The organism is Enterobacter sp. UCD-UG_FMILLET (genome assembly GCF_000762975.1).
Lineage (GTDB): Bacteria > Pseudomonadota > Gammaproteobacteria > Enterobacterales > Enterobacteriaceae > Enterobacter > Enterobacter dykesii.
The window spans coordinates 17,067-43,747 of sequence record NZ_JRJC01000011.1; the positions used below are offsets into that span (position 1 = coordinate 17,067).

Below are 26,681 nucleotides of genomic sequence, written 5' to 3' on the forward strand. Positions count from 1 at the left end.
CTGTCTCCTTAGGGCGGGTTAACAGGCGGGTCGCATAAGCGCGTGGTAGGCGCGGTCAAACCACACCAGCCCTTGCGGCGCGGGGTGGCGAATAATCGAAACAATGTCGCAAAACAGAATGTCGTGGGTGCCGACGCTCACCACCTGGCTGATGCGGCAGTCAAACGAGGCCAGCGCATCTTCCAGGCGCGGGCAGCCCGTGTCGCCCGTCTGCCAGCGTGCGGCGGCAAAGCGTTCCTCCATCGGCGTTTTCCCGCCAAACAGGTTAGATAAAGGCTCCTGTCCGGCGCTCAGGGTATTCACGCACAGCGTGCGGTTTTCGCTGAACGTCGGCCAGACGGACGCGCCGCGGTTCAGACACACCAGCAGGGTAGGCGGTGAATCCGTGACGCTGCACACCGCGCTGGCGGTGAAGCCTGCCAGCCCCGCCGGGCCGTCGGTGGTGATGATATTGACCGCCGCGCCAACGCAGGCCATGGCGTCGCGAAAGGTTTGTTTATCCGGTGTCGTCATGATGGCTCCTTACGCCAGCCCGCAGGCATCTTCGAAGGTCAGGCGCGGCAGACGCCCGTACAGTTTGCGAGGGTCGCCGTAGCCAATGTTGATCAGCAGATTGCTTTTAAGCGTCGTGCCGGTGAAAAAGGCCTCGTCGACCTTTTGGCGGTCAAAGCCCGACATCGGACCGGTGTCCAGCCCCAGCGCGCGACAGGCGAAGATCAGGTATGCAGCCTGCAGCGAGCTGTTGCGAAAGGCGGTCTCTTCCGCCAGCGCAGGGCTGGAGGTAAACCAGCTTCTGGCATCGCCATGCGGGAACAGTTCAGGCAGGCGCTCATAAAACTCGCTGTCCCAGGCCACAATCGCCGTGACCGGAGCCGTGAGCGTTTTCTCAAGGTTGCCGCTGGAGAGCGCCGGGCGCAGCTTCTCTTTTCCCTCCGCGCTTCGCACAAACACAATCCGCGCCGGGGAGCAGTTGGCGGACGTTGGGCCCCATTTCATCAGGTCGTAGATTTCGCGCAGCGTTTCGTCGCTGACGGACATATCCTGCCAGCCGTTATGGGTGCGGGCGCCGGTGAACAGCGTTTCCAGCGCGGCGGGGGTAATGGCTTCGCTCATTAAAGCTCCTTATAAAGCGGGTTCCGGGCTGTTCAGCAGGCTAGCAAGCCCGTTCAGCAGCAGGGTGTTAAAGGTATCCGGCTCGGTGACGTTGCAGGCGTGCCCGCCCTGGCGCATCACCACGCTGTGGCTGTGCGGAATTGCCGCCTGCAGTTCAGACGAACAAACAGCGGGCACCAGCATGTCATCGGCGGAACAGATGATCTGGACCGGGCAGCGAATGCGCGCCGCATGGCGGCTGAAGTCGGCCTTTTTCAGGGCGCTGAGCCTCTGCAGCAGGTTGGCTTTTCCCTGGAAATGGGCCAGCGCCAGCGCTTCTTCGGCCTCGAGACGGGGCGCGCGGGCGGCCATCCAGTCCGCCGGGTAGAGAAACAGCGGCTGCGCCTCGACCCACGCCTGTGCGCCACCGTAATGCAGCAGGCGCTCGCGGATCTGAAAGCAGCGGCGGGTGTGGGCGTTGAGGGTCAACCAGCCGTTGACGCACACCAGCGCTGTGAGGGCGTCGGGCCTGTCGAGGGCCAGCTGCAGGCCGACCAGCGCCCCCAGCGCGTGACCCACGACGCTGTAGCGGACAATCCCGGCTTCAGCCAGCGCCTGAGCCAGTTCGTTCGCCATCTCTGCAAGGCTATACCCTTCCGGCAGGGTAGCGTGGTTATTGCCCGTTCCCCGCTGGTCATAGCACACCACCTGATACTCCGGCTCCAGCGCGGCCAGCTGGGGCAGCCAGTAGCTGCCGCTGCCGCCGAGACCGGAAATAAAGACCACCACGGGCGCGCCTTCATACGGGGGCGGCGAGACGGAAAGTTTCATACCTGCCTCACTTCGCGATGTGCGCAACGGTGGCGATTTCAACCAGCGCCTCTGGCTTCACCAGCCCGCACTGAATGCAGAACCGCGCCGGCTTATCGCCGGGGAAGAACTCGGCGTAGATCTCGTTAATCGCGGCGTAGTTTTTCCAGTCGGTGATAAAGATGCTGTTGAAGGTCACATCCTCCATCGTGCCACCCGCCGTTTCGATCACGGTTTTGATCGTCTCCAGCACGTGGCGGGTTTGCGCCTTTGGGTCGTTGATAAACACCACGTTGTTGTCTTTATCAAACGGCAGCGTGCCGGAGACATACACCACTCCATCGGCGAGGGTGCCGGGAACGAACGGGGCAATCGGCGTGCTGGTACCGGGCGGGATGATTACGGATTTCGGCATCAGGTGTCTCCTCAGGCGATACGGGCGAGCGGGGGATTCAGGGCGTCGCAGAAATCATTGACGTTACTGACCCAGCCAAAAAAGGTTTCAATATTGAACAGGGCCGCCTTCTGGGCGAATTCCGGCCCGGCCTGGTGGGTCGCGTCTTCCAGCACCACGCCAAAATACTCGAGGAAAAAGCCGTCGCGCAGGGTCGACTCCACGCAGACGTTGGTGGCGATGCCGGTGAATACCAGATGGCGAATGCCCCGGCTGCGCAGCAGGCTGTCGAGCGGCGTGTTGAAAAAGCCGCTGTAGCGCGGTTTGGGCAGGACAATATCGCCCGCCTGCGGGACCAGCTCATCCACCAGCTGATAGTCCCAGCCGCCTTTCGCCAGCAGCTTGCCCTGCAGTTCGGGCCGTTTACGCATGGTTTTCAGGGCGTTCGACTTGTGGAAGTTGGGCGAGCCGGGGCCGCCTGCCTCAACATACTGGTCATCCCAGCCGTTCTGGAACCAGATGATGAGCATGCCCGCGGCGCGCGCGGCGGCGACGGCGGTTTTAATGTTATCGATCACCGGCCGGGTGGCGGAGACGTCGAACCCCGCCAGATCCAGATAACCGCCCTGGCTGGCGTAGGCGTTTTGCATGTCCACCACGATCAGCGCGCTCTGCTCCGGCGCGAAGGTGATGGCTTCCGGGCGTGCGTTAAGGGTCGTCATTACGCCACCTCCTTCGTGACGGCAGGGATGTGGGCGCGGCACTGCATCAGCGGCTGGATGCGCTCGCCGAAGGTCTCCACGCCGGTGAGGAAATCGTCGAAGGTCAGCAGGACGCCTTCCGCACCGGGAACGGCCGCCACTTCGTCAAGCATTCTGGCGACGCTGGCGTACGAGCCCACCAGCGTGCCCATGTTGATATTGACGGCGGAGGTCGGGTCGGCCATCTGGCGAACGTTGGTATCCGCCCCGGAGCGGGTATCTTTCTGGCTCTGCTCGGTCAGCCAGCTCAGGGCCTCCTCGTCGGCGCCGTCCTTATAGCGCTCCCATTTGGCGCGCGCGGCGTCGTCGGTTTCGTCGGCGATCACCATAAACAGCACGTAGGAGCCCACGTCGCGCCCGGTTTTGTCGGCGGCCTCTTTCATGCGCGCAGCGGTCGGGGCGAAGGCGGCAGGCGTGTTAACGCCTTTACCGAAGCAGAAGTTGAAGTCGGCGTATTTGGCGGAGAATTCCATTCCCGCGTCGCTCTGCCCGGCGCAAATCACCTTCATCGGCACCGACGGCTGCGGGCTGACGCGGCAGTCGTTCATGGTGAAGAAATCACCTTTGAAATCGCTTTTGCCGGTCCCCCACAGGTCTCGCAGAACCTGTACGTATTCGGTCAGGTAGTCGTAGCGACGCGAGAAGTAATCGTCACCCGGCCAGAGCCCCATCTGCTCGTACTCAGGTTTTTGCCAGCCGGTGACCAGGTTGACGCCAAAGCGCCCGCCGGAGATGGAGTCGATGGTGGAGGCCATGCGCGCCACGATCGCCGGGGGCAGGGTGAGGGTGGCAGCGGTGGCGTAGATCTGGATGCGCGAGGTGACCGCGGCCAGCCCGGCCATCAGGGTAAAGGACTCCAGGTTGTGGTCCCAGAATTCGGTTTTGCCGCCAAAGCCGCGCAGCTTGATCATCGAAAGCGCAAAGTCGAAATGGTAGTGCTCCGCTTTCTGCACGATGGCTTTATTGAGCTCAAAGGTCGGCTTGTATTGCGGTGCAGTGGTCGAGATAAGCCAGCCGTTGTTGCCGATGGGTACAAATACGCCAATTTTCATCACGAACCTCTCTTCATAACGTCGCAGGTGTAACGGTGTTTTTGCAAAGGCAGTGCCAGTTTTGAAAATGGCTGTGTTATTAATGTGTTAATCAGAAGTTGGTGGATTGATGCGGCTAAATGTGGACTAACTGGTCAAAAACATTGCACAGAAAACAGGCATTCATGCGCGATGGGAGTGCAGAATCTCGTGGCGAGTCGGGGGTTTTGCTATGCTGAGGGCAACGCAGAATAAGGAGAGCGGGAATGACACAAGGCGCAGTGAAAACACCAGGTAAACGTTCGCAGGCGGTGAGCGCCAAGAAGCAGGCGATCCTCAGCGCGGCGCTGGAGACTTTTTCGCAGTTTGGTATTCACGGCACGCGCCTGGAGCAGGTGGCGGAGCAGTCCGGAGTATCCAAAACCAATCTGCTTTACTACTACCCGTCGAAAGAGGCGCTCTATGTGGCGGTGATGCAGCAGATCCTCGATATCTGGCTGGCGCCCCTCAAAGCGTTCCGCGCAGAGCTGGCCCCGCTGGTGGCGATCAAAGAGTACATTCGCCTGAAGCTGGAGGTGTCGCGCGATTACCCGCAGGCATCAAGGCTGTTTTGTCTTGAGATGCTGCAGGGCGCGCCGCTGCTGCAGGCGGAATTAACCGGCGATCTTAAACAGCTGGTGGACGATAAGTCGGCAATTATTGCCGGATGGGTCGCCAGCGGAAAGCTGGCCCCGGTCGACCCGCATCATCTGATCTTTATGATTTGGGCCTCCACCCAGCATTACGCTGACTTTGCGGCCCAGGTTGAGGCGGTGACCGGTAAAACGCTCCAGGACGAGGCGTTTTTCCACAGCACTCTGGAAAACGTGCAGCGGATGATTATCGAAGGGATCCGCCTGCGCTAGTTTCCCGGCGGGAGAGGGCAGCTTAAGTCGCCCTCTTCACACTGCATCAGCGAGGCCAGAAACGCTTCGCGCTCCACGGTTTTTTCCGCCAGGCACTGGTTAACAATCATTGTCTGGACGCTCCCGCCTTCTGTCCCCGAACCGATAAACGCGCAGTCCGCATCGCGCAGGGTAATCCACGCCTGCTGCGCTTTTTTCAGCAGGTCGCGCTGGGGTGCCGCTGCGCGCTTAACGGCGGCCTGATACGTCTGATTAAGCTTTTTATCGGCAGCCTGGTACTGCTGCGCGCTACAGGTATTCAGTTCAAGCTGGGTGGTCGCGTTGTCGCACTCGTCGGCCAGCGCGCTGGCGCTCAGCAGCAGTGCCGCACTGGCGATAAGATATCGTTTCATATACTCCCCAATAAAATAAGGCTCCGTCTCCGGAGCCTTATTAGCACAGCGTTAGCCTATTGTCATCAGGCTGGCGTTACCGCCTGCCGCCGCGGTGTTGACGCTGAGCGAGCGCTCCACGTACAGACGCTCAAGCAGCAGGTTGGTTTCTCCGCGCGCAAAGCCCTGCACCGAAACAATCGCCCCGCTGCGGACCGCAACCTGCTCGCACAGTTCGCGCAGCTGATCGGAATCACCGTGGTAGATCACCGCATCAAACGGCTGGGTCAGCAGGCTATCGGCTTTCGCAAAGCGAATGCGGGCCGAGACCGCTTTCGGCAGCTGTTTGGCGAGATCGCGATGCAGGGCATCTTCCGGCCAGAGCACTTCACAGCCGGTTGCCATCGCGGCAGCCAGCTGCACCAGCGCGTCCTGCTCATTATCGGCCACGCACAGCACGCGCTCGCGCGGCATCAGCGTCCAGGTGTTGCGCTCGCCGGTTGGACCCGGCAGCAGACGCTGGGTACCGGCCTGCGCCAGCTCGCCGTACTGCTTCGCGACGGCACGCAGTTCAGGACGTTTTTCTGCCCATGTAATGAGTGCCTCCAGCGGCTGGGTCAGTACGGTTTTCAACTGCGCATCCACCGGATAGTCCGCATCCTGGCGTGCCAGGGTGACGCCCAGCGCGTTCTCCGGACGGTTCGCCAGCAGACGGTACAGGTAGAGCGGACCGCCCGCTTTCGGACCGGTGCCGGAAAGGCCTTCACCGCCGAACGGCTGTACGCCCACGACCGCGCCAACCATGTTGCGGTTAACGTACAGGTTGCCCACTTTGGCGCTGCCGGTCACCTGCGCGATGGTCTCGTCGATGCGGGTATGTACGCCGAGCGTCAGGCCATAGCCGGAGGCGTTGATCTGCTCAACCAGCTCGTTGAGGTTGTTACGGTTGTAGCGCACCACGTGCAGCACGGGGCCGAAGACCTCTTTTTTCAGCTCGTCGAAGCTTGCCAGCTCAATCAGCGTTGGCGGCACAAAGGTGCCGGTCCGCCATTCGCGGGTATCTTCGCTGTTCTCGCGCACCGCCTGGAACACCGGACGGCCTTTCGCGCGCATGGTCTGAATGTGGTTTTCGATGTTGGCTTTGGCTTCCGCGTCAATCACCGGCCCGATGTCGGTGGTGAGACGGCCCGGGTTGCCCATGCGGCATTCGGCCATCGCGCCGCGCAGCATCTTCAGCGTGTGGTCCGCCACGTCGTCCTGCAGGCACAGCACGCGCAGGGCGGAGCAGCGCTGACCGGCGCTGTCGAACGCAGAGGCCAGCACGTCAACCACCACCTGTTCGGTGAGCGCGGAGGAGTCGACGATCATGGCGTTCATGCCCCCGGTTTCAGCGATGAGCGGCGTAGGGCGACCCTGCGCATCCAGACGGGTGGCAATATTGCGCTGCAGCAGCGACGCCACTTCGGTCGAACCGGTAAACATCACGCCGCGCACGCGGTTATCGGAGGTCAGTTTGGCGCCCACGGTTTCACCGCGGCCCGGCAGCAGCTGAACCACGCCCGCCGGCACGCCGGCTTCCAGAAGAATGTTGATGCCCTGCGCGGCAATCAGTGGGGTCTGCTCTGCCGGTTTTGCCAGCACGCTGTTGCCTGCGGCCAGGGCGGCGGCAATCTGGCCGGTGAAGATCGCCAGCGGGAAGTTCCACGGGCTGATACAGACGACCGGACCCAGCGGACGGTGGGTTTCGTTATCGAAATCATCGCGCACCTGACCGGCGTAGTAGTGCAGGAAGTCGACGGCCTCGCGTACTTCGGCGATGGCGTTGCTGAAGGTTTTACCCGCCTCGCGCACCAGAATGCCGATGAGCGACTGCATCTGATCTTCCATCAGCACCGCGGCGCGTTCCAGAATGGCGGCACGCTCCTGCGGCGGCGTGGCGAACCAGATTGGCGCGTTGTTCACCGCGCTCTCCAGCGCCTGGTCCACTTCCGCTTCGGTCGCTTCACACGCGTAGCCGACGATATCCTTCGGCTCGGCCGGGTTGATCACCGGCTGCATTTCGCCGTCAGCAACTGGCTGCTCCAGCATCGGTTTCGCCTGCCACTTCTGCAGCGCGCTGTTGAGCAGGGCAGAGGAGAGGGACGCCAGACGGTGTTCGTTGGCGAGATCCAGACCCGCCGAGTTGACGCGACCTTTGCCGTACAGCTCGCGCGGCAGGGCAATCTTCGGATGAGGCAGGCCAACCTGGCCTTCCTGAGCCGCCATCTTCTCAACGGCCTGCACCGGGTCGGCCACCAGCTCGTCCAGCGGCAGCGTGGTGTCGGCGATGCGGTTAACGAAGGAGGTGTTCGCGCCGTTTTCCAGCAGACGACGCACCAGGTACGCCAGCAGGGTTTCGTGCGTTCCCACCGGAGCATAGATACGGCACGGGCGGTTCAGCTTGCCGTCCGCTACTTTTCCGGTCACCTGCTCGTACAGCGGTTCACCCATGCCGTGCAGGCACTGGAACTCGTACTGGCCCGGATAGTAGTTTTGCCCGGCCAGGCTGTAGATCGCCGCCAGGGTGTGGGCGTTGTGGGTAGCGAACTGCGGATAGATCAGATTCGGCACGCCGAGCAGCTTTTTCGCACAGGCGAGGTAAGAGACGTCGGTGTAAACCTTGCGGGTATAGACCGGATAGCCTTCCAGCCCTTCCATCTGGGCGCGTTTGATTTCGCTGTCCCAGTAGGCGCCTTTCACCAGACGGATCATCAGGCGACGGCGGCTGCGGCTTGCCAGGTCAATCAGGTAATCAATGACGAACGGGCAGCGCTTCTGGTAGGCCTGAATCACGAAGCCAATGCCGTTCCAGCCTGCCAGCTCCGGCTCGAAGCACAGTTTTTCCAGCAGATCGAGGGAGATCTCCAGACGGTCGGCCTCTTCGGCGTCAATGTTGATGCCGATGTCATACTGGCGCGCCAGCAGGGTTAGCGACTTCAGGCGCGGATAGAGTTCTTCCATCACGCGGTCGTACTGCGCGCGGCTGTAGCGCGGGTGCAGGGCAGAGAGCTTGATAGAGATGCCCGGGCCTTCATAAATACCGCGACCGTTGGACGCTTTACCGATGGCGTGGATCGCCTGCTGGTAAGAGACCATGTAGGCCTGCGCGTCGGCGGCGGTCAGGGCCGCTTCTCCAAGCATGTCGTACGAATAGCGGAAACCTTTATCTTCCAGCTTGCGGGCGTTCGCCAGCGCTTCGGCAATGGTTTCTCCGGTCACAAACTGTTCGCCCATCAGGCGCATCGCCATGTCCACGCCTTTGCGGATCAGCGGCTCGCCGCTCTTGCCGATGATGCGGTTCAGGGAGCGGGAGAGGTTGGCTTCGTTATGGGTCGAGACCAGCTTGCCGGTAAACAGCAGGCCCCAGGTGGCGGCGTTAACGAACAGCGACGGGCTGCGGCCAATGTGGGAATGCCAGTTGCCGTTGCTGATCTTGTCGCGGATCAGCGCGTCGCGGGTGGCTTTATCCGGAATACGCAGCAGCGCTTCCGCGAGGCACATCAGCGCCACGCCTTCCTGTGAAGAGAGGGAAAACTCCTGCAGCAGGCCCTGAACCATCCCGGCGCGGCCGGTGGCGGTTTTCTGGTTGCGCAGCTTGTCGGCTAACTGATACGCCAGACTGTGCGCCTGCGCGGCAATGGCTTCCGGCAGGCGGGCCTGCTCCAGCAGCATCGGCACGGCGTCGGTTTCGGCACGGCGCCAGGCGCCGGTAATGGCGGCACGGCTGACGGACTGCGGCAGGATCTGCTCGGCGAATTCAAGGAACGGCTGATGGTTCTCGTCGCCAGCGGCCGGGGCTTCTTCACTTTCGTTCGCCGCGCCGGCCAGCAGGGCAGGCAGCTCCGGCAGGCCCTCATCGCTCTCGAGTCTTTCGAGATAGTTAAAAATCGCCTGCTTAATTAACCAGTGCGGCGTGCGGTCAATGCGGGTTGCTGCGGTCTTAATCCGTTCGCGGGTTGCGTCATCCAGCTTAACCCCCATGGTGGTCATACCCATGCCAAAGCTCCTGTTGTTCTGTAATAGCGTTCTGTTGATAGCGTGAAATATCCCCCATGTTGCAACTTTGTGCAACCGTGTTAAATGTGAACTGGTTTGCAACCCGGAAAATGAATGGATTGTTAACGAATGGTTAGCTGGAAAAACGCGCTGGCTTTTGCGCGGGAAGCCTGGTTTTATGCGGTAGTTAACACTTTTCAAAGGTGCAACCCGTAAAAGCGTGAGCGAGTGCAACCTATAGGAAACTCGTATCAAACCGGGGATGAAATTGATGTAAATGCAGTGTTAAATCGTTTGTCAGCGGAAGGCGCATACGGCAGGATAGCGCGCCCAACCGAAACACAAGATACATTCACCTCGTTCCGGTGATCATATAACAAGGCAGCCCGGATGGTTGTCGCTCGACATTTTGGAGAATTTGAATGGCTATTAGCACACCGATGCTGGTGACATTTCTCGTTTATATTTTTGGCATGATCCTGATAGGGTTTTTGGCGTGGCGTTCTACAAAGAACTTTGACGACTACATTCTGGGCGGACGCAGTTTAGGCCCGATGGTGACCGCACTCTCTGCGGGCGCCTCCGACATGAGCGGCTGGCTGCTGATGGGGCTGCCCGGCGCGATTTTCATCTCCGGTATCTCTGAAAGCTGGATCGCCATCGGTCTGACCGTGGGCGCGTGGATCAACTGGAAGCTGGTGGCAGGCCGTCTGCGCGTGCATACCGAGGCCAACAACAACGCCCTGACGCTGCCGGATTACTTCACCGGACGCTTTGAAGATAACAGCCGCGTTCTGCGCATTATCTCTGCGGTGGTTATCCTGCTGTTCTTCACCATCTACTGCGCCTCCGGCATCGTGGCCGGCGCGCGTCTGTTCGAAAGCACCTTCGGCATGAGCTACGAAACCGCCCTGTGGGCCGGTGCGGCGGCGACCATCCTCTATACCTTCGTGGGCGGATTCCTGGCCGTGAGCTGGACCGACACCGTGCAGGCGAGCCTGATGATTTTCGCCCTGATCCTGACCCCGGTGATTGTGATTTTCACCGTTGGCGGCTTTGGCGAATCGCTGGAAGTGATCAAGCAGAAGAGCATCGAAAACGTCGACATGCTGAAAGGGCTGAACTTCGTGGCCATCGTCTCCCTGATGGGCTGGGGTCTGGGCTACTTCGGTCAGCCGCATATCCTGGCGCGCTTTATGGCGGCGGATTCCCACCACACCATCGTTCATGCCCGTCGCATCAGCATGACGTGGATGATCCTGTGTCTGGCGGGGGCGTGTGCGGTCGGCTTCTTCGGCATCGCGTACTTCAACAACAACCCGGCGCAGGCGGGCGCGGTGAACCAGAACGCCGAGCGCGTGTTCATCGAGCTGGCGCAAATTCTGTTTAACCCGTGGATTGCCGGTATTCTGCTCTCCGCAATCCTGGCGGCGGTGATGTCTACCCTGAGCTGCCAGCTGCTGGTTTGCTCCAGTGCGATCACCGAAGACCTCTACAAAGCCTTCCTGCGTAAAAACGCGAGCCAGAAAGAGCTGGTGTGGGTAGGGCGCTTTATGGTGCTGGTGGTGGCGCTGGTAGCCATTGCGCTGGCGGCCAACCCGGATAACCGCGTGCTGGGCCTCGTGAGCTACGCGTGGGCGGGCTTTGGTGCGGCGTTTGGTCCGGTAGTGCTGTTCTCCGTCATGTGGTCACGTATGACCCGTAACGGCGCGCTGGCGGGGATGATTATCGGTGCGGTGACCGTTATCGTCTGGAAACAGTTCGCATGGCTGGGCCTGTACGAAATCATTCCGGGCTTCATCTTCGGCAGCATCGGCATCGTGGTGTTCAGCCTGCTGGGTAAAGCCCCGTCTGCCTCCATGCAGAAACGCTTTGCTGAGGCCGACGCGCATTACCATACTGCGCCGCCGTCTAAGCTCCAGGCAGAATAATTATTCTCGCTGCACAACGCAGGCCGGGTGAGCGCAAGCGCACCCGGCTTTTTTCTTGCCAAAATCCGTAATTTCCTGTGATATCCATGTGCTTATAACAATGAGGATAGCGAAGCATGACAATCAAAACAGGGGTAATGGCAGCGGCATTCTTGATGCTCGCTGGCTGCACGGCGCCATCACAGCACGCGGCGGTGGAGACCTGCAAAGCGGATAACCAGATGCAGCAAACCACGCTCTATTTCGGCTTAAATCGTCCTGCCGGGGCGCAGATCACCAGCAACGAGTGGCAGCAGTTTGTCGATCAGGACGTGACGCCGCGTTTCCGCGATGGCTTAACGGTGTTTGACGCGCGCGGGCAGTGGCTGGGGAACGACGGGAAAGTGGCGCGAGAACCCAGCAAAGCGCTGATGCTGATCCACGGTAAAGATGCGCAGAGCGAGAAGAACATCGAAGCGTTACGCGGGATTTACAAGTCACGCTTCGCGCAGGAGTCGGTGATGCGGGTCGATCAGCCGGTGTGCGTGCAGTTCTGATAAAAACGGCGGGATAACCCGCCGTTCTCACTTACAGCACCAGACCCGCAAAGCTCGCCGACAGCAGGCTCACCAGCGTCGCGCCGTACACCAGACGCAAACCGAAACGCGATACCACGTTCCCCTGCTGTTCGTTCAGGCCCTTAATCGCCCCGGCCACGATGCCGATGGACGCGAAGTTCGCGAAGGATACCAGGAAAACGGATAAAATCCCCAGCCCGCGCGGGGACATCTGATGCGCGATTTTTTGCAGCTCAATCATCGCCACAAATTCATTCGCCACCAGCTTGGTTGCCATAATACTCCCCGCGTTTAAGGCATCGCTCAGCGGAATCCCCACCAGCCACGCCAGGGGATAAAATACGTAACCCAGGATCTGCTGGAAGCTCATGCCAAATACGCTGGAGAAGAGGGCGTTAACGGCGCTAATAAGCGCGATAAAGCCAATCAGCATCGCCAGAATAATCATCGCCACCTTAAAACCGGCCAGAATATACTCGCCGAGCATCTCGAAGAAGCTCTGCGATTCGTGCAGTTTTTCCAGCTTGATATCCGGCTCCGCTTCCGGGCGCGCCGGGTTGATGACGGAGAGAATAATAAAGGTGCTGAACATGTTCAGAATCAACGCCGCGACGACAAATTTGGCATCGAGCATGGTCATATAGGCGCCGACAATCGACAGTGAAACCGTCGACATGGCCGTGGCCGCCATGGTGAAGAGACGACGAGAGGAGAGATCCTCCAGCACGCCTTTGTAGGCAATGAAGTTTTCCGACTGGCCAAGGATCAGCGAACTCACCGCGTTAAAGGATTCCAGCTTGCCCATACCGTTCAGTTTCGACAGCAGCGTACCGATGACCCGAATAAAAATCGGCAGGATCCGCCAGTGCTGAAGAATACCAATCAGTGCGGAAATAAAAATAATCGGGCAAAGCACGCCGAGGAAAATGAACGCCAGACCTTTTTCTCCCATACCGCCAAAGACGAAATTGGTACCTTCGCCGGCAAATTTGAGCAGTGACTCAAAGAATCCGGAGACGTATTTAATCAGGAATAACCCACTTTCGGCGTGCAGGAAAAAGAACGCCAGCGCAATTTCAATAATAATCAGCTGTAAAACATAACGAATGCGAATTTTTCGGCGGTCGAAACTTACCAGCCAGGCAAGCGCGAGAATAATGACCAGCGCCAGCAGGAAATGGACAATTTTAAACATAATTAATTTTCACCAGGTTTTTGAGGCGGATATTTAGCCACAGCGCTGGTTAACCGTAAATGGGCAATTTTATTATAACTTATAAACTTAACGGTAACGTCGGCAACTATTAACAGGCTTTGCGTTTACAACTCGTCATCAAAACACCACACATTTCGCTTGTGTTTCTTTTCGCCGTAATGATAATCACTATCACAAGAATTTACCTTTCTTTGCATCAGTTGACCGCGATAAACATTTAAGGTGTCGGCATGTTTGTTCCATTTCTCATTATGTTACGTGAAGGGCTCGAAGCTGCCCTTATCGTGAGCCTCATCGCCAGTTATCTGAAGCGAACCCAGCGCGGACGCTGGATTGGCGTCATGTGGGTCGGGGTATTCCTTGCCGCGACGCTCTGTCTGGGCCTCGGTATCCTCATCAATGAAACCACCGGGGAGTTCCCGCAGAAAGAGCAGGAGCTGTTTGAGGGGATAGTCGCCGTAATTGCGGTGGTGATCCTCACCTGGATGGTGTTCTGGATGCGTAAAGTCTCCCGTAACGTGAAGGTGCAGCTGGAGCAGGCGGTGGATAACGCCCTGCAAAAGGGGAACAACCACGGCTGGGCGCTCATTATGATGGTCTTTTTCGCCGTCGCGCGTGAAGGCCTTGAGTCCGTTTTCTTCCTGCTGGCGGCGTTTCAGCAGGATGTGGGGATCTGGCCGCCGCTGGGGGCCATGCTTGGTCTCGCCACGGCCGTGGTGCTCGGTTTCCTGATCTACTGGGGCGGTATCCGCCTGAACCTGGGCGCGTTCTTCAAGTGGACCAGCCTGTTTATTCTGCTGGTGGCTGCGGGGCTGGCGGCGGGGGCGATACGCGCCTTCCACGAGGCGGGCCTGTGGAACCATTTCCAGGACGTGGCGTTTGACCTTAGCAACGTGCTCTCCACCCATTCACTGACCGGCACCCTGCTCGAAGGTATCTTCGGCTATCAGGAAACGCCGAGCGTCAGCGAAGTGGCGATGTACTTTATTTATCTGGTTCCGGCGCTGGTGCTGTTCGCTATGCCGCCGCGTACCGGCAAGCAGGCGTCGCGCGTGACGCCGTAATCTTTGATTTAGTTACAACATACTTATAAAGGGAAGAGTCATGGCAATTCAGTTCCGTCGTAGTGCGTTATGCGCAGGCATTGCCGCGCTGTTCGCTTCTGCATTCTCCGCCTGGGGCGCGGATGTTCCTCAGGTTAAAGTGACCGTCAACGACAAGCAGTGTGAGCCGATGACCCTCACGGTCAACAGCGGCAAAACCCAGTTTATCATCCAGAACCATAGCCAGAAGGCGCTGGAGTGGGAGATCCTCAAAGGCGTAATGGTGGTGGAAGAGCGCGAAAACATCGCCCCTGGCTTCAGCCAGAAGATGACCGCCAACCTGCAGCCGGGGGAGTATGAGATGACCTGCGGCCTGCTGACTAATCCGAAAGGCAAGCTGATCGTCAAGGGCAACGCCACGAAGGATGCCGCGAAGGGCGAAGCGCTGCTGAGCCTGGGCGAGGCCATCACCGCCTATAAAGCCTACGTCACTAAAGAGACTGCAGATCTGGTCGCGGGCACCAAAGCCTTTACCGATGCGGTGAAAGCGGGCGATATCGAAAAGGCGAAATCCCTGTATGCGCCAACCCGTCAGCACTACGAGCGTATTGAGCCAATTGCGGAGCTGTTCTCCGATCTTGATGGCAGCATTGATGCCCGCGAAGACGATTACGAGCAGAAAGCCGCCGATCCAAAATTCACCGGTTTCCACCGTCTGGAGAAAGCCCTGTTTGGCGACAACTCTACCAAAGGGATGGAGAAATACGCCGAGCAGCTGAACGGCGACGTGCTGGAGCTGCAAAAGCGCATCAGCGAGCTGGCTTTCCCGCCGTCAAAAGTGGTGGGTGGCGCGGCCGGTCTGATTGAAGAAGTGGCCGCGAGCAAAATCAGCGGCGAAGAAGATCGCTACAGCCATACCGATCTGTGGGACTTCCAGGCCAACGTAGACGGCGCGCAGAAAATTGTTAACCTTCTGCGCCCTCAGCTGCAGAAAGAGAACAGCGAACTGCTGGCCAAAGTGGATGCCAACTTCAAAAAAGTCGATACCATTCTGGCGAAGTACCGTACCAAAGACGGGTTTGAAACCTACGACAAGCTGACCGATGCCGACCGTAACGCGCTGAAAGGCCCGATTACCGCCCTGGCGGAAGATCTCTCTCTGCTGCGCGGCGTACTGGGTCTGGACTAAGCACGATGAACAAGCATGACGAATACGACGTGGCAGAACCTTCACGTCGTCGATTGTTAAAAGGGGTGGGGGCGCTGGGGGGCGCTCTTGCTCTGGCCGGTGGCTGTCCGGTAGCGCATGCGGCGAAACCGCAAAGCGCGCCAGGTACGCTGTCACCCAATGCCCGCATGGAAACGCAGCCGTTTTATGGCGAACATCAGTCGGGCATCCTGACGCCGCAGCAGGCCTCCATGATGCTGGTGGCCTTTGATTCACTGGCGAGCGATAAAGCCGATCTTGAGCGCCTGTTCCGCCTGCTGACGACGCGCATCGCGTTTCTCACTGCCGGCGGACCGGCGCCCGATACGCCGAACCCGCGTCTGCCGCCAATGGATTCCGGTATTCTGGGACCGTTTATCGCCCCGGATAACCTGACCATTACCGTTTCGCTCGGTGAAACGCTGTTTGATGCGCGCTACGGGCTGGCAAAACAGAAACCGAAATCGCTGCAGAAAATGACGCGTTTCCCGAATGACTCCCTGGACGCGGCGCTGTGTCATGGCGACCTGCTCCTGCAGATTTGTGCCAATACCCAGGACACGGTGATCCACGCCCTGCGCGATATTATCAAGCACACGCCGGATCTGCTGAGCGTGCGCTGGAAGCGGGAAGGGTTTATCTCTGACCACGCCGCCCGCAGCAAAGGCAAAGAGACGCCGGTTAACCTGCTGGGCTTCAAGGACGGCACGGCCAACCCGGACAGCAGCGATGCGGCGTTGATGAAAGACGTGGTATGGGTGACGGCAGATCAGGGCGAACCGGCGTGGGCGGTGGGCGGCAGCTATCAGGCGGTGCGCATTATCCAGTTCCACGTGGAGTTCTGGGACCGCACGCCGCTCAAGGAGCAGCAGACGATCTTTGGTCGCGATAAGCAAAGCGGCGCGCCGCTTGGCATGAAGAACGAGCATGATGTGCCTGACTACGCGAGCGATCCGAATGGCGACGTCATCGCGCTCGACAGCCATATCCGCCTTGCTAACCCGCGCACTAAAGAAACGCAATCCAGCCTGATGATGCGTCGTGGCTACAGCTATTCGCTCGGCGTGACTAACGCCGGCCAGCTCGATATGGGGCTGCTTTTCGTTTGCTATCAGCACGATCTGGAGAAAGGCTTCCTGACCGTGCAGAAGCGGCTCAACGGCGAAGCGCTGGAAGAGTACATTAAGCCCATCGGCGGCGGCTATTTCTTTGCTCTGCCGGGCGTGCGCGAAAGCAACGCGTATCTCGCTCAGGGTCTTATTGAAGCCTGATAATTGTCCCCGCAACCGTTCGCGGGGACATTATTTTTTCATTTGACTATCTTGTTGTTATATTTCTGTAATATTCATATATGAGACTGATTCCGCTGCAGGAGCAGTCTTAAAAGTTGCGCCCAGGTAAAATAAATGTTGCATTTATGATAACTCCTGATGTACTTAAGATAAGACAGCGGTAGTTCCCGGCAGTGATGCTGAATCACTATGGAGATCGCGAATGGTTGCGTCCTGTACTGGACAAGGTAAACATAAAAACCGCAGCACCCGGCGCGGAGGCTCAGACTCCGGCAGCGATTTCCTCACCACTAAATTTTCCCCACTCCCTCAAGAATCTGATTCGACCGACGTGCAGAACGGTGCGCGTAGCTGTTCCGTATCGTTATCCGATAAAGCAAGCAATGGCTTACAAGGAAGCCAACCCTCTGATGTTCGTGCGCATAATCGTGCCGAAGCTGGCGCGTGTGATGAATACCAACAACTCAAGGTGCTATCCATGGGAAGACAAAAAGCAGTGATCAAAGCTCGTCGCGAAGCAAAACGTGTGCTGAGACGGGATTCACGTAGCCATAAACAGCGTGAAGAAGAATCGGTCACCTCGCTTGTGCAGATGAGTGGCGTAGAAGCAATTGGCATGGCCCGTGACAGCCGTGATAATTCTCCAATTGTGGCGCGCAATGAGGCTCAGGCGCACTACCTGAATGCTATCGAGAGTAAACAGCTCATCTTTGCAACCGGTGAAGCCGGATGCGGGAAAACCTGGATCAGTGCGGCCAAAGCGGCGGAAGCGCTGATCCATAAGGACGTGGAGAGAATTATTGTTACCCGTCCTGTACTGCAGGCTGATGAAGATCTCGGCTTCCTGCCCGGGGATATTTCGGAGAAGTTTGCTCCGTACTTCAGGCCCGTCTATGACGTGCTGGTGAAGCGGCTGGGTGCATCCTTTATGCAGTACTGCCTGCGGCCAGAGATTGGCAAGGTGGAAATCGCGCCGTTCGCCTATATGCGCGGACGTACATTTGAAAATGCGGTCGTCATTCTTGACGAGGCTCAGAACGTGACCGCTGCGCAAATGAAGATGTTTTTAACGCGCCTCGGGGAGAACGTGACGGTTATCGTTAATGGCGATATTACCCAGTGTGACCTGCCATCCGGCGTTAAATCCGGGCTGAGCGACGCCATGTCACGTTTTGAGGAAGATGAGATGATTGGGGTGGTACGCTTCACTAAAGAGGACTGTGTGCGTTCAGCGCTCTGTCAGCGCACGCTGCAAGTCTATTCCGACTAAAGATAAAGCATTATCGTTTTGCCTCTTTCCTGTAATGTCTTCCCGGCGTAATGCCGGGAAGCGTCGTTTATACTCCGCAGAAATTCCCCTTATTTAAGCACTGTATTGCTGGAAGAATAATTTCGATTATTAAGTGGGTGGGCGTTTTTATTCTTTTTTGCAGAAGTGTGATATGAAGTGATAATACCCACAAAATACCTGTGAATATAATGAGTGCGCTAATTGTTAGTTAAAAATTAAACGTGAATGTTGTCACAGAACATGATTACGAAGTAAAAATTAAGTTGGTGTCTTCAGGTGAGTTATCTATGTTTCGTACTTGTTCGAACAAAATTCTAAGAAGAAACACAACAGGGGAGCCTTTTCCCTGAAACATCACGCTGAGGGTCATACATGAACGAACTGGTCGGTGCTATTAATGGTGTAATCTGGAGCCCTGCGTTAATATTCTTATGTCTGGGTGTCGGCCTCTATTTCTCGCTGCGTAGTCGCTTCCTGCAATTACGCCATATCAAACATATGATTACCCTGATGTTCCAGGGGCGTCCTACCGATGCAGGCGTATCGTCATTTCAGGCGCTGACGATGACGCTGGCAGGCCGCGTGGGGACAGGGAATATCGCCGGCGTGGCCACGGCAATTACCTTTGGCGGTCCGGGCGCGCTTTTCTGGATGTGGATAGTCGCTTTTTTAGGTGCCAGCTCCGCATTTGTCGAATCCACCCTGGGACAAGTTTATAAAGAAAAAATTAACGGCGAATATCGCGGTGGTCCTGCCTTTTATATTGAAAAAGGTTTAGGCGTGAAGTGGTACGCATGGTTATTTGCTATTGTGACAATTTTCGCCTGCGGATTATTACTTCCGGGCGTGCAGGCAAACTCGATTGGGGCGAGCCTGGATATTGCGTTTGGCCTGAGTCCGAACGTTACGGCGGCATTACTTGCGGTACTGTTAAGTTTTATTATATTCGGCGGTGTGAAAAGGATCGCCAGCTTTAGCAGTATGGTCGTTCCATTTATGGCGCTGGGGTATATTATTGTCGCCTGCGTGATTATCGCCATTAATATTAACCAGCTTCCTTCGGTTATTCTGCTGATCTGGAAAAGTGCGTTCGGCCTTGAAGCAGGTTTCGGTGCCATCCTGGGTCAGGCCATCATGTGGGGCGTTAAGCGCGGCGTCTATTCCAACGAGGCCGCGCAGGGGACAGGGCCGCATGCATCATCTGCGGCGGCAGTAAGCCATCCGGTGAAGCAGGGGCTGGTTCAGGCATTCTCGGTCTACATTGACACGCTGTTTGTCTGCTCCGCGACCGGGTTTATGCTGCTGATCACCGGGCTGTATAACGTCCAGGGCGTCGACGGCGCAGCGCTTTATACCGGGATTACAGGCGTTGCCGCGGGTCCTGGCTATGTGCAGACGGCGATGGAAAGTATGATGCCAGGCTTTGGTAATTACTTTGTTGCCATTGCGTTGTTCTTCTTTGCCTTCACAACGATTATTGCCTACTACTATATTGCCGAAACCAATATCGCCTTCATTAACCGTAAAATTCACCGTCCATGGCTGACATTTCTGCTCAAGCTATGTCTGATGGCCTCCACGGTATATGGCACGGTTCGCACCGCGGATCTGGCATGGGGACTGGGGGATATCGGGGTAGGGCTGATGGCGTGGCTCAACATTATTGCCATTGTTCTGTTGCATAAAAAAGCGTTTGCCAGCCTTAAGGATTATGAAATCCAGAATGCGCAGGGGCTGGATCCACAGTTTGACCCGGTTCGCCTGGGGATTAAAAATGCGGATTACTGGCTTGATGGGCGTAAGGATGAGGATGGTGCTCAGCCTGAGCAGGTTTCATCGCTTGAAAGAAAGCAGCCGTCAGCAAAGTTGAATAGCTGAGGAATCGAATAAAAAAGCCCGGGCATTAGTTCGGGCTTTTTATATAGCTGAGGCGGCTCAGTCCGCACCGGGGGGGATTGACTCGCTTCGCTCGCCCTACGGGCAGCCTGTTCGCTGCGCTCTCAGTCTGTCCAACTGGCTGCCGCCAGTTGTCGAACCCCGGTCGGGGGTTCTCATCCCCCCCTTTACGGAGAATATAAAAGAAAAAAGCCCGTACTTTCGTACGAGCTCTCATCTTAAATATGGCGGTGAGGGGGGGATTGACTCGCTTCGCTCGCCCTGCGGGCAGCCTGTTCGCTGCGCTCTCAGTCTGTCCAACTGGCTGTCGCCAGTTGTCGAACCCCGGTCGGGGGTTCTCATCCCCCCCTTTACAGAGAATATAAAAGAAAAAAGCCCGTACTTTCGTACGAGCTCTCATCTCGAATATGGCGGTGAGGGGGGGATTCGAACCCCCGATACGTTGCCGTATACACACTTTCCAGGCGTGCTCCTTCAGCCACTCGGACACCTCACCATATTGTTTTGCTGCCTGACCGCTTGGGGGGCAACGGGGCGCTACTATAGGGAGTTGCGCTAACACGGTCAAGCAGATTTTCAGCTTTAGTGCCTGTTCGGTTAAGCATTAATCAGCTCCACGGTTTTTACGTCGTGGCACAGGGGACTAACGCTGTGAATCGAGCACTTCGCTGTTTATAACCACTTCCTGGGCTTTGCCGTAGCTTTCGATCAGCAGCCGGTAAGCCGGGAAGATGTGGGTGTACACCTCAGCCCACTGAGCCGCGTCCTCACGGTTCCAGTTCTCTGGATCTCGGAGGCCACCGCCGCCGTATCCATGGGCTGGGGCCAACGCAGGCTTTGTTCAAAAAACGCTCCCGGCGTTTTTGTGCGGGCAGCCTGTTCGCTGCGCTCTCAGTCTGTCCAACTGGCTGTCGCCAGTTGTCGAACCCCGGTCGGGGGTTCTCATCCCCCGCAGGCGTGCAACATGCGAAAAAAAAGCCCGCATTTTTATGCGAGCTCTTCTTTAAATATGGCGGTGAGGGGGGGATTGACTCGCTTCGCTCGCCCTGCGGGCAGCCTGTTCGCTGCGCTCTCAGTCTGTCCAACTGGCTGTCGCCAGTTGTCGAACCCGGTCGGGGGTTCTCATCCCCCCCTTTACGGAGAATATAAAAGAAAAAAGCCCGTACTTTCGTACGAGCTCTCATCTCGAATATGGCGGTGAGGGGGGGATTCGAACCCCCGATACGTTGCCGTATACACACTTTCCAGGCGTGCTCCTTCAGCCACTCGGACACCTCACCATATTGTCATCCCATTGTTGCCGGGACGGGCGCTAATGTAAGGAAAAGCCGAACTGCCGTCAACTCACTTTTCCAGTAATTTAGCGCGTTTAGACAAACTTCAGGCAACATGATTCTTAAATGTGCTGAAAGCGTCTTTTTTATCAGCAACACAGTTGCGCTATAAATTTGTTATGCTGACCGTCCAGTGAAAAAACAAACTAAATCAGCGCAATAAAAGGCAGGAATGACTATGGATATACTTTTCTATCACCCCACTTTTGATACGGCATACTGGATCAAGGCGCTTTCGGCGGCGTTACCCGGCGCACGCGTTCGCGAGTGGAAGCGTGGCGATAATGAACATGCTGACTATGCGCTGGTCTGGCATCCTCCGGTAGAAATGCTCCAGGGCCGCAAGCTGAAGGCCGTTTTTGCCCTGGGAGCCGGCGTGGATTCCATTCTGAGCAAACTGAAGGCACACCCTGAAATGCTGCCGGAGGAGATCCCACTCTTCCGCCTGGAAGATACCGGAATGGGGCAGCAGATGCAGGAGTATGCCGTGAGCCAGGTACTGCACTGGTTCCGCCGCTTCGATGACTATCAGGCCTTTAAACAGCGAGCCCACTGGGAGCCGCTGCCGGAGTACCATCGCGAAGACTTTACCATCGGCATCCTCGGTGCGGGCGTGCTGGGCTCAAAAGTGGCCGAAGCGCTTGCCCCGTGGGGATTCCCGCTGCGCTGCTGGAGCCGCAGCCGCAAGAATTATCCGGGCGTAGAGAGCTTTGCCGGAACGGATGAGCTTCCGGCCTTTCTGAAAGGCACGCGTGTGCTCATAAACCTGCTGCCAAACACGGCGGAAACGGTGGGGATCATCAATGCAGCCCTGCTCAATCAGCTCCTCGACCAGAGCTACCTGATGAACCTCGCGCGTGGGGTACATGTCGTGGAAGGCGATCTGCTGAAGGCGCTGGACAGCGGAAAGCTCAAAGGCGCCATGCTGGATGTCTATAGCCGTGAGCCGCTGCCCGCGGAAAGCCCGCTGTGGGCGCATCCGCGCGTCGCGATGACGCCGCACGTGGCTGCCGTGACGCGTCCGGCAGAAGCGGTGGCGTATATATCCCATACCATCAGCGAAATTGAAAAGGGTAACGCGGTCACCGGACAGGTCGACAGACAGCGCGGTTACTAAGAGAAACCCGGCGTTCGCCGGGTTTTTGCTAATATTCGCCGCTGATAACTGCTATCCTTTGGAAAAACCGCAGAGGAGAGAGAGATGTATCCCGTTGACCTGCATATGCACACCGTCGCCAGTACCCACGCGTATAGCAACCTCCATGATTATATCGCCCAGGCGAAGCTTAAGAACATCAAGCTGTTCGCGATCACCGATCATGGCCCGGACATGGCGGATGCGCCGCACTACTGGCATTTTGTGAATATGCGGATCTGGCCACGTCTGGTGGACGGCATTGGGATACTGCGCGGCATTGAAGCGAATATTAAAAATACCGACGGTGAGATCGACTGCACCGGCCCGATGCTAACGTCTCTGGACCTTATCCTTGCCGGTTTCCATGAGCCGGTTTTCCCACCCCAGGATAAAGACACCAACACCGCGGCGATGATTGCTACCATTGCCAGCGGCAATGTGCATATCATCAGCCATCCCGGTAACCCAAAGTATCCAATTGATATTCAGGCTGTCGCGCAGGCGGCAGCGAAGCACCGCGTGGCGCTGGAGATTAATAACTCCTCCTTTGTGCACTCGCGTAAGGGCAGTGAAGCCAACTGTCGCGAAGTGGCTGCCGCCGTGCGTGACGCAGGTGGCATGGTGGCGCTGGGCTCAGATTCTCATACCGCGTTTACGCTGGGTGATTTCAGCGAGTGCCTGAAAGTGCTGAATGATGTTAACTTCCCGGAAGCGCAAATCCTGAACGTGACCCCACGCCGCATGCTCGATTTCCTCGAGTCGCGCGGCATGGAGCCGATTGCCGAATTTGACGATCTTTAATTGTGTAATGGAATCATAAAAATGAACGAGTTTTCCATCCTCTGCCGCGTGCTGGGTACGCTCTATTATCGCCAGCCGCAAGACCCGCTGTTGGTTCCGCTCTTTACGTTAATTCGTGAAGGCAAACTGGCGCAGAACTGGCCGCTGGAACAGGATGATTTACTGGAACGTCTGCAAAAAAGCTGCGACATGCAGCAGATTGCGACGGACTACAATGCGCTGTTCGTCGGCGATGAGTGCCGCGTTTCGCCATACCGTTCAGCCTGGCAGGAAGGGGCAACGGAAGCGGAAGTCCGCGCGTTCCTCTCCACGCGCGGTATGCCGCTGAGCGATACGCCCGCCGATCATATCGGTACGCTGCTGCTGGCGGCATCCTGGATCGAAGATAACGCTGGTGATGATGAGAACGAAGCCATCGAAACCCTGTTCGAAACGTACCTGCTGCCGTGGGTTGGGACATTCCTGGGTAAAGTCGAAGCGCATGCCACCTCGCCGTTCTGGAGAACGCTGGCGCCGCTGACCCGCGACGCTATCGCGGCAATGTGGGACGAGCTGGAAGAAGAGAATGAAGAGTGATTTAGTTCACATAAATTCTGCAACTCAACATTCTAACTTGCACGTAATGTGCTTCTGATCTCATTTCTATGATGCGCATCTGCTAAGATGCGCGCCATGAACATATTACTTTGTATCGCACTAACGACAGGTATTCTCTCCGGGCTCTGGGGATGGGTGGCCGTGTCTCTTGGTCTGCTCAGTTGGGCCGGGTTCCTCGGCTGCACCGCCTATTTCGCCTGTCCGCAGGGGGGCGTCAAAGGGCTCTTTATCTCTGGCTGCACGCTGATGAGCGGTGTTCTCTGGGCGCTGGTGATCGTTAAAGGCAGCGCGCTGGCGCCGCATCTGGAGCTGCTGGGATACGTCATGACGGGTGTCGTTGCCTTTTTAATGTGCATCCAGGCTAAGCATCTGCTGCTTTCATTTGTGCCGGGGACCTTTATGGGGGCGTGCGCGACCTTTGCTGGGCAGGGGGACTGGAAGCTGGTGGTTCCCTCCCTGGCGCTGGGGTTGCTGTTTGGCTATGCCATGAAAAACAGCGGTCTGTGGCTGGCGTCGCGGCGGGAAAAAGCGCAAAACATCACGGCGGTGAGCGAATAAAAAAAGGCGAGATAATCATCTCGCCTTTTTTATGCGCTTCCTGTCAGGATTCCGGAGGGACTGACATATCGCGGTATTTCACCAGGATCGGGTTCTGCACGTCTGCTTTGTTTTGCAGATCCCACAGCCCGCGGTCGATACCGTCGTTGATTAAGAAGATCACGCCGGTTTCAATGGCTGACATCAGGCACATCATGACCGGCTCGTTAGAGGTGTAGCCAATTTCACCCTCCAGCAAACGCTGGTAATCGATGAAGCGGAATACCCCAGCCTGAACTTCATAAGACAGAATGGTTTTGCTGGTGTTCACCGAAGAGAGCACTTCGCCTGTACTGACGTTAACCACACGCAGGTTAACGGCGATTTGGTCAAGCTGATACTGGGTATCGGCACCGATACCGAAGTAACGTGCTCCCGCACCACCCGATTTAACGTTACTTTCGTAGCCAATAATCGATCCTTCAATCATCACGTTCGCTGCCGCCAGAGATTGCAGAGGCATGCGGTTATTGTCCGCGACGGTGCCATTTTCCTGGGCGGCACGAATGATTTTTCGTTCATTCAACAGGTTCTGGAGCCCCTGGCGTTCCAGAGGAATAAACCAGTGCGAATCCTTGAGCGCGGTAACCAGCATGGCGGTGGCACTTTGCGGCACGGCCGTGGAGAAGTTACTTGCCGGGTAAGGTTTAAATTGCCCGGTTTCATCCTGAATGTTGTATACGGAGACAAATATTTTCCCCGTAGGTGAAGGTAAATGCGTTAAATCACGATAACTCTGGGCCCGAGGCATTAATGTAGGTTTTGCAGCTTCTTTAGGTGGAGCAGTTAAACAACCGCTCAATAAGCACACTGCAACAAATATCAGGAAGCGCTGCATGATCGTTGTCCTTATTTAGCTATTGTTTAAAAGTCAGTTGAATTACTTTGTAGACCGGAAACCTGAATGGTAGAGATTCTTCCGGTTTTACGATCGGTCACGTTCAACTGAAGCTGTCCGTCGGTATTGGCGATATCAACGATAAAGTCGTTGGTCACCATCCGGCCGGGTTTACCGGTATTAATGTTGGTCAGTAACCCACCTAAAATCTGCGACTGAATAGCCTGAGTGAAGTTGTCCAGTGCGGACGGGGTATCAACGCTAAAATCCTTTAAGCTGGGATCCTTATAGGAGTTTTGCGCCTGAGCTTCATTCAGCAGGAACGCGCCATTGTTAGGGTTACCGCCAAAGTTAGGGTTACGGAACTGAAACGTCATGTTTCCGGCCCAGCTTATGGGTGTTATCAGCATTATCGAAACAACTGCATATGCAATACGCATGACAGCCTCCGCATATCGGTTCGCTAGAACTCGTCTTTTGCTAAATCGCTGGTGCTTAATAGGGCTTTATCTATTTGCAGGCGATTAATAGCGTCTTCTGATTGTGCCAGTGCTAAGGCTACGTTTTTATCGAAGTCTATTTTTGTGGGGAATAAAAACGTTTGATAAATAACGTACTGATTAGCCGTTATTGTTATCCAACTTCCCCATCGTGCACTGGGCCGCTCGTTGATTGTTATATTTCCGGTATAAGTACTGTCCCATTTATCACTAAAGGCTCGGTAAAAACTGTGCCCGACCGATGAGACAGTGTGGTCTGTTAACAATCCGGGAACTTCGACCTCGACGGCCTTCAGATTCCCGGCAGCGAGCAGGAAACTCGCTGCGGCGATCCAACTCAACGTGCGCTTCATGTGATTAACGCCTGAGGTTATCGTTTGCCCACGAAACAGCCTGAGTTCGGTTTTTCACAGCTATCTTCTTGAAAAGATTATAAAGGTGCGTCTTTACCGTATTTTCGCTGATAAATAACGAACGGGCGATTTCAATATTTGAAGCACCAATACGTAACTTGTTCAGGATCTCTTTCTCACGGTGCGTGAGCAGTGCGGACTCTGAACTGTTATAGCGATAATTTCCGGAGTGCGTGATGAGATAGCTGGCAAGCTTTTGCGAAAAATAACACTCTCCGCGCAATATACCTTGCAGGCCCTCTACTACCCGGTCTTCTTCTTCCGTGACGTAGAATACGCCATTGATATGCGGCCAGCTTTCAATATCTCTGAAAGGATATTCATCAGGCGTATTCAACAATAGCACGCGGATATTATTGTTTTTCCTGCTTAAAATATCTTGCCAGTAATGGATAAGCTTTTTATCAGCTTCCATCATATCGAAAAGAATGATGCTGCCAGGTGCAATATCATCAAAAGAACGTTGAATATTATGCAATTTCCCGTTCAGTGATAAAGATTGCTTTAAATGTTGTAATAAAGCTGTCGCTTGCAAAGAAGGTTTTGTGATCAACAGTAATGTATGACCATGTAAACTATGGACTTCATTATACATGATGAAACCCCACTTTTTTTAGGCACCTGGCAGCTG

The 26,681-nt window shown here is 56.4% G+C and carries 26 protein-coding genes, 2 tRNA genes, 2 other RNA genes and 1 pseudogene; 13 read left to right on the forward strand and 18 right to left on the reverse strand.

The window, feature by feature from the left end; translation table 11 throughout:
* Nucleotides 1–18 precede the first annotated feature (18 nt).
* Genes rutF through rutA form a run of 6 tightly spaced genes read right to left on the reverse strand, consistent with a single transcriptional unit; the run spans nt 19 to nt 4,109 of the window.
* On the reverse strand, nt 19–513 hold the full coding sequence (rutF, locus tag LA04_RS05780) for an NADH-dependent FMN reductase RutF (RefSeq protein WP_047650823.1): 495 nt from the start codon (nt 511–513) through the stop codon (nt 19–21).
* Nucleotides 514–522: 9 nt separating this feature from the next.
* Entirely contained in the window at nt 523–1,113 is a 591-nt protein-coding gene (locus tag LA04_RS05785; RefSeq protein WP_047650824.1) for a malonic semialdehyde reductase, read from the reverse strand.
* Nucleotides 1,114–1,122: 9 nt separating this feature from the next.
* On the reverse strand, nt 1,123–1,923 hold the full coding sequence (rutD, locus tag LA04_RS05790) for a pyrimidine utilization protein D (RefSeq protein ID WP_047650825.1): 801 nt from the start codon (nt 1,921–1,923) through the stop codon (nt 1,123–1,125).
* Between the two features lie 7 nt (nt 1,924–1,930).
* Entirely contained in the window at nt 1,931–2,317 is a 387-nt protein-coding gene (rutC, locus tag LA04_RS05795) for a pyrimidine utilization protein C (RefSeq protein ID WP_010429508.1), read from the reverse strand.
* Between the two features lie 11 nt (nt 2,318–2,328).
* Nucleotides 2,329–3,018, reverse strand: a complete 690-nt coding sequence (gene rutB / locus LA04_RS05800) for a pyrimidine utilization protein B (RefSeq protein WP_047650826.1) — start codon at nt 3,016–3,018, stop codon at nt 2,329–2,331.
* On the reverse strand, nt 3,018–4,109 hold the full coding sequence (rutA, locus tag LA04_RS05805; protein ID WP_023311086.1) for a pyrimidine utilization protein A: 1,092 nt from the start codon (nt 4,107–4,109) through the stop codon (nt 3,018–3,020). The genes rutB and rutA overlap by 1 nt, the downstream gene beginning before the upstream one ends.
* A gap of 245 nt (nt 4,110–4,354) precedes the next feature.
* Here rutA and rutR point away from each other — a divergent pair, with 245 nt between their 5' ends.
* Nucleotides 4,355–4,993, forward strand: a complete 639-nt coding sequence (gene rutR / locus LA04_RS05810) for an HTH-type transcriptional regulator RutR (protein ID WP_023311087.1) — start codon at nt 4,355–4,357, stop codon at nt 4,991–4,993.
* Here the strand turns inward: rutR and LA04_RS05815 are convergent.
* Complete coding sequence (locus LA04_RS05815) at nt 4,990–5,385, reverse strand: lysozyme inhibitor LprI family protein (protein ID WP_047650827.1); 396 nt, start codon at nt 5,383–5,385, stop codon at nt 4,990–4,992. The genes rutR and LA04_RS05815 overlap by 4 nt on opposite strands.
* Before the next feature lie 51 nt (nt 5,386–5,436).
* Nucleotides 5,437–9,399 (reverse strand): trifunctional transcriptional regulator/proline dehydrogenase/L-glutamate gamma-semialdehyde dehydrogenase, encoded by a 3,963-nt coding sequence (gene putA, locus LA04_RS05820; protein ID WP_047650828.1) that lies wholly within the window; start codon nt 9,397–9,399, stop codon nt 5,437–5,439.
* Between the two features lie 422 nt (nt 9,400–9,821).
* Between putA and putP the strand changes: the two genes are divergently transcribed.
* A complete protein-coding gene (gene putP, locus LA04_RS05825; protein WP_047650829.1) occupies nt 9,822–11,330 on the forward strand; it encodes a sodium/proline symporter PutP in 1,509 nt (502 codons plus the stop codon).
* Between the two features lie 116 nt (nt 11,331–11,446).
* Nucleotides 11,447–11,866, forward strand: a complete 420-nt coding sequence (locus tag LA04_RS05830) for a DUF3574 domain-containing protein (protein WP_047650830.1) — start codon at nt 11,447–11,449, stop codon at nt 11,864–11,866.
* 31 nt (nt 11,867–11,897) lie between these two features.
* Here LA04_RS05830 and LA04_RS05835 read toward each other — a convergent pair whose 3' ends face one another.
* The gene (locus LA04_RS05835; protein WP_047650831.1) at nt 11,898–13,082 is read right to left on the reverse strand and encodes a NupC/NupG family nucleoside CNT transporter; all 1,185 of its coding nucleotides are present in this window, start codon (nt 13,080–13,082) and stop codon (nt 11,898–11,900) included.
* Between the two features lie 251 nt (nt 13,083–13,333).
* Between LA04_RS05835 and efeU the strand changes: the two genes are divergently transcribed.
* From efeU to LA04_RS05860, 6 genes are all read left to right on the forward strand, one after another.
* Nucleotides 13,334–14,167 (forward strand): iron uptake transporter permease EfeU, encoded by an 834-nt coding sequence (efeU, locus tag LA04_RS05840; RefSeq protein ID WP_047650832.1) that lies wholly within the window; start codon nt 13,334–13,336, stop codon nt 14,165–14,167.
* Nucleotides 14,168–14,207: 40 nt separating this feature from the next.
* Nucleotides 14,208–15,335, forward strand: a complete 1,128-nt coding sequence (gene efeO / locus LA04_RS05845) for an iron uptake system protein EfeO (protein WP_047650833.1) — start codon at nt 14,208–14,210, stop codon at nt 15,333–15,335.
* A 5-nt stretch (nt 15,336–15,340) separates the two neighbouring features.
* Nucleotides 15,341–16,624 (forward strand): iron uptake transporter deferrochelatase/peroxidase subunit, encoded by a 1,284-nt coding sequence (gene efeB / locus LA04_RS05850; RefSeq protein WP_047650834.1) that lies wholly within the window; start codon nt 15,341–15,343, stop codon nt 16,622–16,624.
* A gap of 197 nt (nt 16,625–16,821) precedes the next feature.
* Entirely contained in the window at nt 16,822–17,145 is a 324-nt protein-coding gene (locus tag LA04_RS24715) for a hypothetical protein (protein ID WP_200882519.1), read from the forward strand.
* Complete coding sequence (phoH, locus tag LA04_RS05855) at nt 17,124–17,915, forward strand: phosphate starvation-inducible protein PhoH (RefSeq protein ID WP_029740192.1); 792 nt, start codon at nt 17,124–17,126, stop codon at nt 17,913–17,915. The genes LA04_RS24715 and phoH overlap by 22 nt, the downstream gene beginning before the upstream one ends.
* A 393-nt stretch (nt 17,916–18,308) precedes the next feature.
* A complete protein-coding gene (locus LA04_RS05860) occupies nt 18,309–19,814 on the forward strand; it encodes an alanine/glycine:cation symporter family protein (RefSeq protein ID WP_047650835.1) in 1,506 nt (501 codons plus the stop codon).
* A gap of 243 nt (nt 19,815–20,057) precedes the next feature.
* Here the strand turns inward: LA04_RS05860 and LA04_RS23365 are convergent.
* The 5 genes and pseudogenes from LA04_RS23365 to LA04_RS05870 form a co-directional block, all read right to left on the reverse strand.
* A non-coding RNA gene (locus LA04_RS23365) (RtT sRNA) lies at nt 20,058–20,195 on the reverse strand.
* 45 nt (nt 20,196–20,240) lie between these two features.
* Nucleotides 20,241–20,328: transfer RNA gene (locus tag LA04_RS05865), tRNA-Ser, on the reverse strand.
* Nucleotides 20,329–20,475: 147 nt separating this feature from the next.
* A pseudogene (locus tag LA04_RS23370) lies at nt 20,476–20,651 on the reverse strand (hydrolase); the annotation flags it as partial.
* A 191-nt stretch (nt 20,652–20,842) separates the two neighbouring features.
* Nucleotides 20,843–20,979: non-coding RNA, RtT sRNA (locus tag LA04_RS23375), on the reverse strand.
* A gap of 45 nt (nt 20,980–21,024) precedes the next feature.
* Nucleotides 21,025–21,112 (reverse strand) — tRNA-Ser (locus LA04_RS05870).
* A 232-nt stretch (nt 21,113–21,344) separates the two neighbouring features.
* On the opposite strand from LA04_RS05870, the gene ghrA reads away from it, so the two are divergent.
* The 4 genes from ghrA to LA04_RS05890 all read left to right on the forward strand — a co-directional run bounded on the left by ghrA (nt 21,345) and on the right by LA04_RS05890 (nt 24,260).
* Nucleotides 21,345–22,283 carry a glyoxylate/hydroxypyruvate reductase GhrA gene (ghrA, locus tag LA04_RS05875; RefSeq protein WP_047650836.1) on the forward strand — a complete coding sequence of 313 codons (939 nt, stop codon included), beginning with the start codon at nt 21,345–21,347 and terminating at the stop codon, nt 22,281–22,283.
* Nucleotides 22,284–22,367: 84 nt separating this feature from the next.
* Nucleotides 22,368–23,105, forward strand: a complete 738-nt coding sequence (locus tag LA04_RS05880) for a phosphatase (protein WP_047650837.1) — start codon at nt 22,368–22,370, stop codon at nt 23,103–23,105.
* 21 nt (nt 23,106–23,126) lie between these two features.
* The gene (locus tag LA04_RS05885) at nt 23,127–23,681 is read left to right on the forward strand and encodes a TorD/DmsD family molecular chaperone (RefSeq protein WP_029740002.1); all 555 of its coding nucleotides are present in this window, start codon (nt 23,127–23,129) and stop codon (nt 23,679–23,681) included.
* A gap of 96 nt (nt 23,682–23,777) precedes the next feature.
* Nucleotides 23,778–24,260, forward strand: a complete 483-nt coding sequence (locus LA04_RS05890; protein WP_152594351.1) for a DUF1097 domain-containing protein — start codon at nt 23,778–23,780, stop codon at nt 24,258–24,260.
* A gap of 43 nt (nt 24,261–24,303) precedes the next feature.
* Here LA04_RS05890 and csgG read toward each other — a convergent pair whose 3' ends face one another.
* Genes csgG through csgD form a run of 4 tightly spaced genes read right to left on the reverse strand, consistent with a single transcriptional unit; the run spans nt 24,304 to nt 26,645 of the window.
* Nucleotides 24,304–25,137: a curli production assembly/transport protein CsgG gene (gene csgG / locus LA04_RS05895; protein WP_025755858.1), complete on the reverse strand. Its 834-nt coding sequence runs from the start codon at nt 25,135–25,137 to the stop codon at nt 24,304–24,306.
* 26 nt (nt 25,138–25,163) lie between these two features.
* A complete protein-coding gene (gene csgF / locus LA04_RS05900) occupies nt 25,164–25,577 on the reverse strand; it encodes a curli production assembly/transport protein CsgF (RefSeq protein WP_008500846.1) in 414 nt (137 codons plus the stop codon).
* Between the two features lie 23 nt (nt 25,578–25,600).
* Nucleotides 25,601–25,990 carry a curli production assembly/transport protein CsgE gene (gene csgE, locus LA04_RS05905; protein WP_033145182.1) on the reverse strand — a complete coding sequence of 130 codons (390 nt, stop codon included), beginning with the start codon at nt 25,988–25,990 and terminating at the stop codon, nt 25,601–25,603.
* Between the two features lie 4 nt (nt 25,991–25,994).
* Nucleotides 25,995–26,645 (reverse strand): biofilm master transcriptional regulator CsgD, encoded by a 651-nt coding sequence (gene csgD / locus LA04_RS05910; RefSeq protein ID WP_021240790.1) that lies wholly within the window; start codon nt 26,643–26,645, stop codon nt 25,995–25,997.
* Between the last annotated feature and the right edge of the window lie 36 nt (nt 26,646–26,681).

What these genes read in the sequence shown, in the direction of transcription:
- rutC (WP_010429508.1), bottom strand. Translation starts at nt 2,317, where the DNA reads ATGCCGAAATCCGTAATCATCCCGCCCGGTACCAGCACGCCGATTGCC.
- putA (WP_047650828.1), bottom strand. Translation starts at nt 9,399, where the DNA reads ATGGGTATGACCACCATGGGGGTTAAGCTGGATGACGCAACCCGCGAA.
- LA04_RS05885 (WP_029740002.1), top strand. Translation starts at nt 23,127, where the DNA reads ATGAACGAGTTTTCCATCCTCTGCCGCGTGCTGGGTACGCTCTATTAT.
- LA04_RS05830 (WP_047650830.1), top strand. Translation starts at nt 11,447, where the DNA reads ATGACAATCAAAACAGGGGTAATGGCAGCGGCATTCTTGATGCTCGCT.
- LA04_RS05890 (WP_152594351.1), top strand. Translation starts at nt 23,778, where the DNA reads ATGAACATATTACTTTGTATCGCACTAACGACAGGTATTCTCTCCGGG.
- efeU (WP_047650832.1), top strand. Translation starts at nt 13,334, where the DNA reads ATGTTTGTTCCATTTCTCATTATGTTACGTGAAGGGCTCGAAGCTGCC.
- rutB (WP_047650826.1), bottom strand. Translation starts at nt 3,018, where the DNA reads ATGACGACCCTTAACGCACGCCCGGAAGCCATCACCTTCGCGCCGGAG.
- csgD (WP_021240790.1), bottom strand. Translation starts at nt 26,645, where the DNA reads ATGTATAATGAAGTCCATAGTTTACATGGTCATACATTACTGTTGATC.
- LA04_RS05785 (WP_047650824.1), bottom strand. Translation starts at nt 1,113, where the DNA reads ATGAGCGAAGCCATTACCCCCGCCGCGCTGGAAACGCTGTTCACCGGC.
- rutF (WP_047650823.1), bottom strand. Translation starts at nt 513, where the DNA reads ATGACGACACCGGATAAACAAACCTTTCGCGACGCCATGGCCTGCGTT.
- csgF (WP_008500846.1), bottom strand. Translation starts at nt 25,577, where the DNA reads ATGCGTATTGCATATGCAGTTGTTTCGATAATGCTGATAACACCCATA.
- LA04_RS24715 (WP_200882519.1), top strand. Translation starts at nt 16,822, where the DNA reads ATGCTGAATCACTATGGAGATCGCGAATGGTTGCGTCCTGTACTGGAC.
- efeO (WP_047650833.1), top strand. Translation starts at nt 14,208, where the DNA reads ATGGCAATTCAGTTCCGTCGTAGTGCGTTATGCGCAGGCATTGCCGCG.
- rutA (WP_023311086.1), bottom strand. Translation starts at nt 4,109, where the DNA reads ATGAAAATTGGCGTATTTGTACCCATCGGCAACAACGGCTGGCTTATC.
- rutD (WP_047650825.1), bottom strand. Translation starts at nt 1,923, where the DNA reads ATGAAACTTTCCGTCTCGCCGCCCCCGTATGAAGGCGCGCCCGTGGTG.
- rutR (WP_023311087.1), top strand. Translation starts at nt 4,355, where the DNA reads ATGACACAAGGCGCAGTGAAAACACCAGGTAAACGTTCGCAGGCGGTG.
- LA04_RS05860 (WP_047650835.1), top strand. Translation starts at nt 18,309, where the DNA reads ATGAACGAACTGGTCGGTGCTATTAATGGTGTAATCTGGAGCCCTGCG.
- LA04_RS05835 (WP_047650831.1), bottom strand. Translation starts at nt 13,082, where the DNA reads ATGTTTAAAATTGTCCATTTCCTGCTGGCGCTGGTCATTATTCTCGCG.
- csgG (WP_025755858.1), bottom strand. Translation starts at nt 25,137, where the DNA reads ATGCAGCGCTTCCTGATATTTGTTGCAGTGTGCTTATTGAGCGGTTGT.
- phoH (WP_029740192.1), top strand. Translation starts at nt 17,124, where the DNA reads ATGGGAAGACAAAAAGCAGTGATCAAAGCTCGTCGCGAAGCAAAACGT.
- efeB (WP_047650834.1), top strand. Translation starts at nt 15,341, where the DNA reads ATGAACAAGCATGACGAATACGACGTGGCAGAACCTTCACGTCGTCGA.
- LA04_RS05880 (WP_047650837.1), top strand. Translation starts at nt 22,368, where the DNA reads ATGTATCCCGTTGACCTGCATATGCACACCGTCGCCAGTACCCACGCG.
- putP (WP_047650829.1), top strand. Translation starts at nt 9,822, where the DNA reads ATGGCTATTAGCACACCGATGCTGGTGACATTTCTCGTTTATATTTTT.
- ghrA (WP_047650836.1), top strand. Translation starts at nt 21,345, where the DNA reads ATGGATATACTTTTCTATCACCCCACTTTTGATACGGCATACTGGATC.
- csgE (WP_033145182.1), bottom strand. Translation starts at nt 25,990, where the DNA reads ATGAAGCGCACGTTGAGTTGGATCGCCGCAGCGAGTTTCCTGCTCGCT.
- LA04_RS05815 (WP_047650827.1), bottom strand. Translation starts at nt 5,385, where the DNA reads ATGAAACGATATCTTATCGCCAGTGCGGCACTGCTGCTGAGCGCCAGC.